The sequence below is a fragment of the Kocuria tytonicola genome (assembly GCF_003687455.1).
Taxonomy (GTDB): Bacteria; Actinomycetota; Actinomycetes; order Actinomycetales; family Micrococcaceae; genus Kocuria; species Kocuria tytonicola.
In genome coordinates, this window is record NZ_PHOA01000183.1 from 1 (window position 1) to 1,788 (window position 1,788).

Below are 1,788 nucleotides of genomic sequence, written 5' to 3' on the forward strand. Positions count from 1 at the left end.
CGCCCAGGGCGGCCCTGCTGGGTCCCCGTCCGCCGACGACGCCGCCCCCAGCTCCGCGCGGCCGGGCACCCCGGCGACCGGGACCGCGCGCACCGCAGACAGGGCCGGGACCACCGGGACCACCGGCCGGGATGGTGCCGCACGCGGCTCCGCGGACGCACGCGCCACGCAGGGAACCGCCGGCACCGGCACAGAGGGCGAGGGCGGCGTCGAGCCCGGTGCCGAGGAGCGGCCCGTCCCGCAGCTGACCAGCAAGCAGGCCTCACGCATCAACGCGCCGATCCGCGGCATGGTCATCTCCATGGTGGTGCTGATCCTGCTGCTGCTGCCCTTCCTGTGGCTGCAGCCCAAACCGGACGCCCAGCCGTACCGGGCGCAGGTGGACGTGAGCCAGGAGGCGAAGTTCGCCGGGGACCAGGCACCCTTCGCACCCGCGGATCCCCGACTCGGTGAGGGCTGGAGCGCCAACTACGCCCGCTGGACGGAGAAGTCCCAGGAGGGTGTGCCGCTGTGGAACGTGGGATACCTCACCCCCGACTACCACCTGGTGGACATGGCGCAGACCACGGAGTCCAACCCCACGTGGCTCGCGCAGCGCACCGAGCTGATCCCGCAGACCGGGGAGAAGACCCTGGGCGGTGTCACGTGGCACCAGCACCACCGGGACGCGAACGGCAGGCAGGAGGAGTTCACCGCGTGGGTCGGTGAGCTGGAGGACTCCACCGTGGTGCTCAGCGGCAAGGCCCCCGAGGCGGACTTCGAGCACGTGGCCACGGCGCTGTCCGGCTCCTGACCCCTGCTCCGCACCGGGCTCCCGCCGCCCGCCCGGGCCGGAGCGGGTGAACCCGGAGACCGGTGGGGCCGGAGTTGGTGGACCCGGATTCAGGGGGCCTGGAGTCGGTGGACTGGGGGTCAGTGGGCTCGGAGTCGGTGTGCCCGCGGTGGCATGAGCGGCGTCGTCGTGACCCGGGGGCCGCCCGGCGTGCCGCGCCGTCGTGACCCGCAGCCGGCGCCGGGGCCGTCCTCGCCGTGCCGGCGCGGGTCTACCCTGGAGGCGACGCGGTGCCCACCGGCCCGCGACCTCCTCACCCGTCCAGCACCCTTGGAGTTCCCGCATGAGCACGCAGACCGACGCCGTGGACCACACCCCTCGCACCCCCCTGGAGGCGTGGCGGGCCCTGCAGGACGGCAATGCCCGATTCATCGCCGGGGACACCCTGCACCCGCACCAGGACGCGCAGCGCCGCAAGGACCTCGCGCAGTCCCAGAAGCCGTTCGCGGTGATCTTCGGCTGCTCGGACTCGCGCCTGGCCGCGGAGATCATCTTCGACCTCGGGCTGGGTGACACCTTCGTGATCCGCACCGCCGGGCAGGTGATCGACAACGCCGTGCTGGGCTCCCTGGAGTACGCGATCGAGGTGCTCGGCACGCCGCTCATCATGGTCCTCGGCCACGACTCGTGCGGCGCCGTCACCGCCACCAAGGACTCCGTGGAGTCCGGGCAGCTGCCCCGCGGCTTCCAGCGGGACCTCGTGGAGCGCATCACCCCCTCGGTTCTCGAGGCCAGGCGCGCCGGGGATGCGGACCTGCAGGACATGGTCGTGGAGCACACCAGGCAGACCGCCGCCCGCCTGATGGACCACTCCGCGGCGATCTCGCAGGCCGTCTCCCGCGGGGATGCTGCGGTGATCGGCGTGTTCTACCACCTCGCGGACGGCAAGGCCGAGCTGGTCTACAGCGAGGACCCCGCGTTCCAGAACGCCTGACGCTCCCGGCACGCCGCCGACG

At 73.2% G+C, this 1,788-nt stretch carries 2 protein-coding genes; both read left to right on the forward strand.

The window, feature by feature from the left end; genetic code table 11:
* A partial coding sequence (locus CWC38_RS12510; protein WP_240625254.1) for a DUF4245 domain-containing protein occupies positions 1-793 on the forward strand: 793 nt, incomplete at its 5' end.
* 322 nt (positions 794-1,115) lie between these two features.
* On the forward strand, positions 1,116-1,766 hold the full coding sequence (locus tag CWC38_RS11690; RefSeq protein ID WP_121846875.1) for a carbonic anhydrase: 651 nt from the start codon (positions 1,116-1,118) through the stop codon (positions 1,764-1,766).
* The last annotated feature ends 22 nt before the right edge of the window (positions 1,767-1,788 follow it).

Coding starts and splice junctions, on each gene's coding strand:
- CWC38_RS11690 (WP_121846875.1), top strand. CDS start 1,116: ATGAGCACGCAGACCGACGCCGTGGACCACACCCCTCGCACCCCCCTG.